This window comes from Acinetobacter sp. AKBS16, from assembly GCF_002899995.1.
GTDB lineage: Bacteria > Pseudomonadota > Gammaproteobacteria > Pseudomonadales > Moraxellaceae > Acinetobacter > Acinetobacter baumannii.
The window spans coordinates 2,319-11,118 of the sequence record NZ_POYH01000072.1; the positions used below are offsets into that span (position 1 = coordinate 2,319).

At 38.9% G+C, this 8,800-nt stretch carries 7 protein-coding genes and 2 pseudogenes; 3 read left to right on the plus strand and 6 right to left on the minus strand.

Annotated features, from left to right (window positions below):
- Positions 1-159: pseudogene (locus C1642_RS19380) on the minus strand (AraC family transcriptional regulator); the annotation flags it as partial.
- A gap of 166 nt (positions 160-325) precedes the next feature.
- Here C1642_RS19380 and C1642_RS13080 point away from each other — a divergent pair.
- Positions 326-1,243, plus strand: a complete 918-nt coding sequence (locus C1642_RS13080) for a DMT family transporter (RefSeq protein WP_001023744.1) — start codon at positions 326-328, stop codon at positions 1,241-1,243.
- A gap of 32 nt (positions 1,244-1,275) precedes the next feature.
- On the opposite strand, the pseudogene C1642_RS13085 reads toward C1642_RS13080, so the two are convergent.
- From C1642_RS13085 to C1642_RS13100, 4 genes and pseudogenes are all read right to left on the minus strand, one after another.
- Positions 1,276-2,280: pseudogene (locus C1642_RS13085) on the minus strand (homoserine dehydrogenase).
- Positions 2,281-2,389: 109 nt separating this feature from the next.
- Complete coding sequence (locus tag C1642_RS13090; protein ID WP_103236413.1) at positions 2,390-3,181, minus strand: sulfite exporter TauE/SafE family protein; 792 nt, start codon at positions 3,179-3,181, stop codon at positions 2,390-2,392.
- Positions 3,182-3,297: 116 nt separating this feature from the next.
- Positions 3,298-4,953, minus strand: coding sequence for a bifunctional protein tyrosine phosphatase family protein/NAD(P)/FAD-dependent oxidoreductase (locus C1642_RS13095; protein ID WP_103236414.1), 1,656 nt, complete (start codon positions 4,951-4,953; stop codon positions 3,298-3,300).
- Between the two features lie 9 nt (positions 4,954-4,962).
- Positions 4,963-5,658, minus strand: coding sequence for an MBL fold metallo-hydrolase (locus tag C1642_RS13100; RefSeq protein WP_000465461.1), 696 nt, complete (start codon positions 5,656-5,658; stop codon positions 4,963-4,965).
- 191 nt (positions 5,659-5,849) lie between these two features.
- Here C1642_RS13100 and C1642_RS13105 point away from each other — a divergent pair, with 191 nt between their 5' ends.
- Both C1642_RS13105 and C1642_RS13110 read left to right on the plus strand, forming a co-directional pair.
- Complete coding sequence (locus C1642_RS13105) at positions 5,850-7,121, plus strand: sigma-54 interaction domain-containing protein (protein ID WP_103236415.1); 1,272 nt, start codon at positions 5,850-5,852, stop codon at positions 7,119-7,121.
- A gap of 69 nt (positions 7,122-7,190) precedes the next feature.
- On the plus strand, positions 7,191-8,102 hold the full coding sequence (locus C1642_RS13110) for a bestrophin family protein (protein ID WP_032030273.1): 912 nt from the start codon (positions 7,191-7,193) through the stop codon (positions 8,100-8,102).
- 46 nt (positions 8,103-8,148) lie between these two features.
- Here C1642_RS13110 and C1642_RS13115 read toward each other — a convergent pair.
- Positions 8,149-8,800 (minus strand): zinc-binding dehydrogenase (locus tag C1642_RS13115; RefSeq protein WP_103236416.1); only part of this gene is annotated, 652 nt, incomplete at its 5' end.

An 8,800-nucleotide genomic window follows, 5' to 3' on the forward strand; every position in this document is an offset into this window, starting at 1 on the left:
ATCTTGAATATAAAGACTTAAAGTGTGGTGATCGCTACAGACACTTACACGATCTTGCTGATTAGACCAAAATGCAAGTTGCATATTTTCATCAAGCACCACAGTTTCGTGAAGCTTGGCTTTAGACTGCTGCAGCTGTTCTAAAGTTTGATAAGCCATGCAAAATTAAAACGAATATGATTGAGCTTAAGTTAACCATATTCAGCAAAATTCAGCTAGTTTAGATCTATAAAAAACGCAAGATCTTGCATGTACAACACAAGAATATATACGTGAAAAATGAAGCATTCCTAGATACTTAAGTTTGATAATCGAGGATGAAGTTATGAATATTTTACTCTATGTTGCGGTGGTGTTGATTTGGGGAACAACATGGATTGGAATTGCCGTTCAAAGCCATTATGCAACACCCGTTGTCGCAATTTTATGGCGTTTTGCTATTTCAGCCTTATTACTTTGGGTTGTTTTACTATTTTCAGGAAAATTGCAGCGAATTGCTTTAAAAGATCACTTGTTTTGTATGCTGCAAGGACTTTGTGTTTTTGGCCTAAACTTTATTTGTTTTTATACTGCGGTTAAATATGTAAATAGCGGTTTAGAGTCTGTCATTTTTTCGATGGCGGTTTTCTTTAATGCCATTAATGCACTTATCTTTTTTAAGCAGAAACCTTCCCCAAACTTTGCGCCAGCTGCACTTTTGGGCCTAAGTGGTATTGTTTTACTATTTTGGCACGATCTGATTAATAGCCAGTTTAATGCTCAGTTATTAATGGGTATTGGGCTATGTGCAATAGGCACTTACGGTTTTTCTTTAGGGAATATGATTAGTGTTAGACACCAAAAACGTGGCCTAAATATCTTTTCAACAAACTGTTATGCCATGACTTATGGCGCATTGGTGATGTTAATTCTGGCTTTATTTACAGGACAAGATTTAATGCCGCCGATGAATTTCCCATTTTTAAGCTCGGTACTATACTTAGCTGTATTTGGCACGGTTATTGGGTTTTCAGCTTATTTTTCTCTGGTCGGACGAATTGGCGCAGCTAAAGCAGCCTATAGCACGTTGCTCTTTCCTTTAGTTGCTCTAACAGTTTCTACTTTCTTTGAAGGATATGAGTGGACTTTAAATGCTGTATTTGGAATTTTACTCATCTTACTTGGTAACTACTTAATGTTTAGTAAGTTTGAAATTGGAAAGAAGTTATTTAGCAGTCAAAAAAATTGTGAGAAGCAGGCATAAAAGCCTGCTTTTTTTATAAATCATAATTAATTTTAGCAGCCCGTTTTTAGCATCAACTCGAAATCTTTTAAAGCTGCAGCGGCTGTGGCTAAGGGCGCAGATGCCCCTCCACTGACCACAAATTCCCCCATTTCTTGCGTTAACACCCGAATGCATTTATTGGAACCTTGCAGATGAACAAACGGATGATTTGCTGGGACTAACCTTAATTCAACGCCTGTTTGAATTTGCTGATTTTTAATATGAATAAAACCAACTAGACGAGGAATTACATTTCCTTTTTTCCAATCACGAATATGATCGGCCGTAACATGACTGATTCCTTGTCTTGGAATATCCTGAATTTTTACATCAGCTCCCAAAACAGTATTGGCTAGTATCGTAATTTTTGCAGCAGTATCCCATCCATCTACATCGAAAGAACTGTCAGGTTCCGCAATACCTTTTGTTTGAGCTTTTTCAAGAGATTCTGTAAATGCACATTCATGTTGCAACATATCATTCAAAATAAAATTCGTGGTGCCTGTAAACACACCTTCAACTTCTAAAATTTGGCAGCCCGCCAAGTTATATTCAAAAAAATCAACCGTCGGTAAAGCTGCAGCAGTGGCACCGCTAAAAAATAGTTTTTTATTATGTTGATGTGCCAAGCTAATTATTTTTTGCCTTCTACGACTAAAGCACCTTTAGATACCGCAATCGCATTCATGTTATGTGTTAAAGCATAATTTAAATAAAATAGGCCTTTCCCACCGGTAACATAATCACTTGGTCCAGTTTCAATAATGACATCTGCTTGAACCTGTTCTAAAAACTTTTGCTCTGTTAGGCCTGCTTGATATTGTGTTTTATCTAGCCACTTTGAAGCTTGTAAACCTTCCTTGATCAATTAAGCCTGATGATGAGTTACAGACACCCACTAAACGGGCATCAATTTGATATTTTTGTTTATAGTATGTCGATCGATTTAAAAGAAGCTCTGCAATTTGTTGCCCAATCCGTCCAAAACCACAAATTGCTACATTAATTCGCTTCATTTCACTTTCTCAAAAATTTAAATGGTTTAAATCAATTTTCCAAAGATAATTTTAATATCTCATCTTGGAAAAATTGCTATTTATAGAGAAGGTTAAAATACTATATCGCTCAGATATTTGTTAGATTAACAATCTTAATAACCATATAAATTGCGACAGCAAAAACCATTAAAGCAAAGACCTTTTGTACAATTGCAGACGGAATAAACCGAATAGCTCGGCGTCCTAATAACATACCGAATGCACATGCGAGCGCGAACGCACTAGTAATGGCGACTGGATAGTGAAAGCCCTCTGCAATATGCATCACAATACTCATGCCACTAATCAGGAAAATAATCATAAGTGAGGTTGCAACAATGCTATGCATATCCAAATTTGTGACTTTTCTAAGCGCGGGTACAATTACAAAGCCGCCTCCAACCCCTAACATCCCCGTTAAAAGCCCAGCAATAATCCCGATGCTTGCAAGCACACCACCAGTTTTAAAATTCCAGATAAAGCGTCCCGTACTTGGGTTGACCTGACACGGCGGGTTATGAAAATCTGAAACTCGGTTACTGATAAGTCGATAGCCCACTGTAAACATGACCAAGCTAAACATTAACATGAGCCAAATAGGTGAAATCGTGTTAGCTATTAAAATGCCGATATGTGCCATAGGAGCACCAATTAAGGCAATCCAGATTGCAGCACGATAACGAACTATCTTTTTAAATAAGCCTTCAATAGTTCCAATGAGTGTAGATAGCGCAACTGCCAATAACCCAATTGGCGCAGCTTGCGCCACGCTCCAGCCTTGACTGGTTATAAGCGCGGGTACAGCAAGAATGCCACCACCCGCACCAGTAAGACCAAGTAAAAAGCCAATCACAATGCCTTCAACGACAAGTAATAACATATTAAAAGCCTAAAATTGCATATACATCGTTTGCAGTAGACTGCTGGTTAATGAGTGAATAGATCTCGTCTTCTTGCGAAGCTTTAGTCGCTTCTCAGGACAAAGCATTGCTTTGTTTATCCTCGCTCAGGTTTGACCATCCACTCACGGCCTTTAAGCATGCCTTGCCAATAAATCGGCGGTAAAATCTGCTCTTTAAGCAGCCAAGCCAAACGAGAAGGTTTTTGCCCATCAATTACCCATTTTGGAAAACTTGGAAGTAATTTGCCGCCGTAGCCAAACTCAGCCAGAACGATTTTTCCTCGTTCTACCGTAAGTGGACATGAGCCATAGCCGTTGTACTCGCAGAAGTTTTGCTCACCTTTGAGCTGGGCTATAACATTAACCGCAACGATCGGAGCTTGTGCCCGTGCCGCAGCAGCAGTTTTGGCATTAGGCGCATTCATCACATCACCTAAAGCAAAAATATTGGCGTGCTGTGTGTGTTGTAGGGTTTGAGGATTCACACTCACCCAGCCGGCTTCATCAGTAAGAGTACTTGCACGAATAAAATCAGGCGCTTGTTGCGGTGGAACAACATGCAACATATCGAAATCAGTCTCGACCAATGCTGCATTTTCATCATTCACCACTTTGAACCATGCTTTGTTTGCAGGCCCGTCTACTTTGACAAGTTGATGGTTAAAATGAAGTTCTGAACCATATTTTTCAACGTATTGCATTAGTGCAGGTACATATTCCTTCACACCAAATAAAACAGCACCAGTGTTATAAAAATGGATAGAGATATCTTTAAGTTTGCCTTGCTTTAACCAGTAGTCCGCTGAAAGGTACATTGCTTTTTGAGGAGCACCGGCACATTTAATCGGCATAGGTGGCTGGGTAAAGATTGCCTTTCCACCGTTTAGCTGTTGCACCAGTTCCCATGTATACGGCGCTAAATCATAACGATAGTTAGACGTCACCCCATTTTTACCTAAGGTTTCAACTAAGCCTTCAATGCCATGCCAATTGAGTTTTAAACCGGGACAGACGACCAAAGCTTTATATTGAATAGGTTGGCATCCTTCCAAAATAATCTGATTATGCTCAGGGTCGAATCCAGCAACCGCAGCTTTCATCCATTTTACTTTTGAAGGTATCACACTTGTCATTGAGCGTGCGGTTACTTGTGGTTTGAAAATACCGCCACCAACCATGGTCCAGCCCGGTTGATAATAATGTGTATCTGCGGGATCAATAATGACAATATCTAAATGAGGTTCACGAGATAAAAGACTAGACGCTACAGAAATTCCTGCTGCCCCAGCGCCAACAATCACAACGCTATAACAAGGAATTGTGGCTGGTTCATGATCACGTTTTAAAATACGTGGCACTAAGCCTTTTAAGTTAAACCCAAGCTTATTACCCGACTCAACTAACAGTGCTGCATCTTGTGGAGCAACTTCAGCCAAAGCCCACAAACTGATTGCACGCATACCAGAGCGACAATATGCTAAAACGGGCTTCTGAGCATTCTGATAAAGCTGCTTAAACTCGGTAACTTGTTGATCAGTAATTTTGCCACTGATAACGGGCTGATAGATTACGTTTAGGCTATGTCGCTGAGCTGCTTCTTCAATTTCAATCACATTGGGTTGGTCTGCACCTTCTCCATCTGGACGGTTACATATCAGAGTTTTTATTCCTTGGTCTGCAATTTTTGCGATATCGTCAGCAGTAATCTGGTCAGCAACATAAAATTCTTGATTAACTCGTTTAAGTTCCATATTGCCACCTTATGATTGTGAAGTTGAGCCGCAAGCCTGATTTGCAGGTAGTGCTTTATCGATTTGTTTTGGATATGGCAGATTTAGGTTATTCATTAATTTAATAAAATCTTCACGTGAACGATTCTGACCCAGACGTGAGTTATTTAAGCGTTCATAACCAATCGTTGAAGATAGACGACCTTTATAATCGTGCCCCGGATATACAATAGTGTCGTCAGGTAGGCTGAAAAGTTGCTTATGAATACTGTCATAAAGTGTACCTGCATTACCTTGCTGGAAGTCAGTTCGACCGCACCCATCAATTAATAATGCATCACCAGTGAAAATCATGTTTCCAACTAGGTAACTCGTACAAGCATTGGTATGACCTGGTGTGTAACGCGCTTCAATACTGAGGTTGCCAACTTTAAGCATGCAACCATCAGTAATTAAAATATCTCCGCAACTTACTTCTGAGTTTCGGTGTAAAACCGATTTGCAATGAAAACGTTCACGAAGTAAATTTGCAGCGGTAATATGGTCTGCATGAACATGTGTATCTAAGGTATAGATGAGCGTAAATTGATGCTGCTCTAATTCTTTTGTATAAATCTCTATATCTGATGCGACTGGGTCAATTAAAACAGCCTCTCGTGTTTCTTCACACCCAAGCATATATGTATAAGTCGAACTTTCCTGCTCAAAAAACTGCTTAAAGAACATGATTTATACCCTAATAATTTATTTCTTTCCTATATTTTGCAAATAAGATGCCAATTATTTAAAATTAAATAATAAATATAAAAATCAAAAACTTAAAATAATAAGTAAAACTAAACTTAGAAAATGAACTCAGCTTGATGTTCCTATGAAACTCAAGTATGTTTCAATGAAACGATTGTGAAACATATAAAATGGCAAAGCTAAATTTTGAGTCAGAACAGAATTTTTATATTTTATTTGAGCAGCTTAAGGCTCTCTTCCCAAATGCGAGCCTGTTTTTAGCAGACACAACGACTCAAGCAATTCACTATAAATTTAATACAGATGACATTTCTGTAGAGAGCATGGCAGCGCTTACTCAAGACCATCACAATCAATATCTTGAGATCAATACTCCTAAAATGAGAAAGCGATTTATCTATCAAGAACATGATATTTACATCGCGGAGCATCGCATTATCGGGAAATTGCATATTCTACAGCCCGTTAGCATAGAGAATGATATTGCTGATCAAGTAGAGCTAACAGAACAATTGCAAGACTTGGCTAAAGTTTTCAATAGTTGTTCACCAGAAATGACTCGTATGTTTTCAATTATTCAAAGAGTGGCAATTACTGAGTTTCCAGTGCTCGTACGCGGTGAATCTGGTAGCGGTAAAGAACTTGTCGCAAAAGCAATTCATGATTATAGCCAACGTAAAAATAAGATTTTTGTAGCGATTAACTGTGCAGCTTTAAATTCTAATATTTTAGAAAGTGAACTCTTTGGGCATGTGAAAGGTGCTTTTACGGGAGCAATTCGCGACCATAAAGGCGTGTTTGAACGTGCCGCAGACGGAACGCTGTTTCTGGATGAAATTGCCGAGATTCCTTTAGAGCTTCAAGCTAAATTATTACGGGTGTTAGAAACAGGTGAATTTACGCCAGTTGGTGGTGAAAAACCGATTCAAGCCAATGTCCGAATTATTACAGCAACACATAAAGCTTTACGCGAAGAGGCTAAGGCTGGGCGTTTCCGTCATGATCTACTCTACCGTCTACGCGTAATTCCAATTTTCATACCACCACTCAGAGAGAGAAAAGTCGATATTCCTCTTATTGTCGATCAGATTTTAAAAGAGAGCTCAACCCAACTCGATACAATGCCTCGACATGTCAATCAAAAAGCGATGCAAGTTTTATTGAATTATGACTGGCCAGGAAATGTTCGTGAGCTTAAAAACACTCTGCTTTATGCTTTAACCATGGCAAATGGTAAAGATGAAATTGAAGTCGAAGACTTACCTAATGAGCTATTAAATGCAGAGGATTACGTTAAATTACCCGAGACAAATGCAGAGCTTAGTCCAGAAAATGTGCAAGCCGCTTTAGAAAAATATAACCATAACCTGAATATGGTCGCGAATATTTTTGGAATTAGCCGCACTACTCTTTGGCGATACAGACAAAAACATAAGCTTTAGCTAGGTATTTAGCTCGTCTAAGGCGTATCATATTGCACTTGGTTAGGTTCGTTAGTTCAAAGGCTTTATATGATTGTTCGTGATAAAAGCAATGTATTTAAACTCTTATTTGCTTGGAAAGGAACAATTTTGCCGAAGGTTTTGCCTGCACTGAGTTTTGTGGTACTTATTTCAGCCTGTGTGGTCTGGCTCTCTTATTATCATTGGATTCAAATACCTACCGTACCCGCGATCGGATTTACCATCTTTGGCGTGATTCTTTCGATTTGTACAGGCTTTAGAAATAACGCATGTTATGACCGTTGGTGGGAAGGCCGCAAGCTCTGGGGGGCTTTAATTGCCAATGCCAGACATATTGTTAGAGACAGCCATGTTCTATCTAATGAACAACGTGAACATTTAATTCATCAGGTCTTAATTTTTAGTAATTTATTGCGTGATCGTTTACGTCAACAAACAGTCGAACCCACCAAATTTCTTGAGCATGCCTATCTAAATAACTCTTCGCTTAATTATTTAAATGAGCATATTAATGCACCACAGTTTGTACTCGAAAATATTCAAAAAGATTTAGTCAAAGCTCTAAAAGACGGCGACATTAGTGACATTATCTATAGCACCTTAAATCGACATATTATTGAGTTAGGCAATATCCAAGCAGGTTGTGACCGTATTGCTGGGACACCTTTACCCTACTCATATTCAGTACTTTTACATCGTGCCGTTTATTGTTTCTGTTTCATTCTACCGTTTAGCCTTGAAGCAGCTTTAGGTATTTGGACACCGCTTATTGTGGGTTTAATTGCTTATATGTTTTTAGGTTTAGATGCGTTAAGTGCTCAAATTGAAGAACCTTTTGGTTTGCAAGAAAATGATTTACCGCTCGATTCTATTGTGCGTTTGATTGAACGTGAGTCTCTAAGTTCTTTAGGACAGCCATTACCCCCTATTATTGAAGCTCAAAACAACAATTTACTTTAATAAAAAAGAGCGAATCATCGCTCTTTTTTAAGGCTTGAGTGTCTATTTATGGATGTACGATAATCTTAACGGCTGATTCATTGTTATGAATTAAGGTTTCAAAACCTTGTGAAATCAAATCATCAAGTTGAATGCGCTGCGTAATAAAAGGTTCAAGATTTATTTTACCTTCTTCAACCAGTTTAATGGTTTCTTGATGGTCATTTACATAGGCAATTGTGCCGCGTACATCAAGCTCTTTCATTACCACACTGTGCACATTAATTGATGCTGGATGGCTCCAAATCGAAACAATAACTATAACGCCTGTTGGTTTCACTGCCGCGACCAAAGTATCTAACACCTTGTTAACGCTACTACATTCAAACGCAACATCAACACCATCGCCATTAGTAATTTTCATGACCTCAGAAACAACATCAACTTCTGACGGGTCTAAAATATAATCTGCAACTCCCGACTCTTTGGCTTTTTCTTTACGTTTGGCACTTAGTTCGGTAATGATGACCTTAAGACCTTTCGCTTTTAAAATTGCCGAAAGCAATAAACCAATTGGCCCCGCACCGCCAACCAGTGCAATATCACCAGCCTTTGCACCACTACGTACGAAAGCATGATGACCCACCGATAACGGTTCAATTAAGGCTGCCTGATCTAGCGGAATTTTATTGGAAATTGGATGCACCCAACGGCGTTTA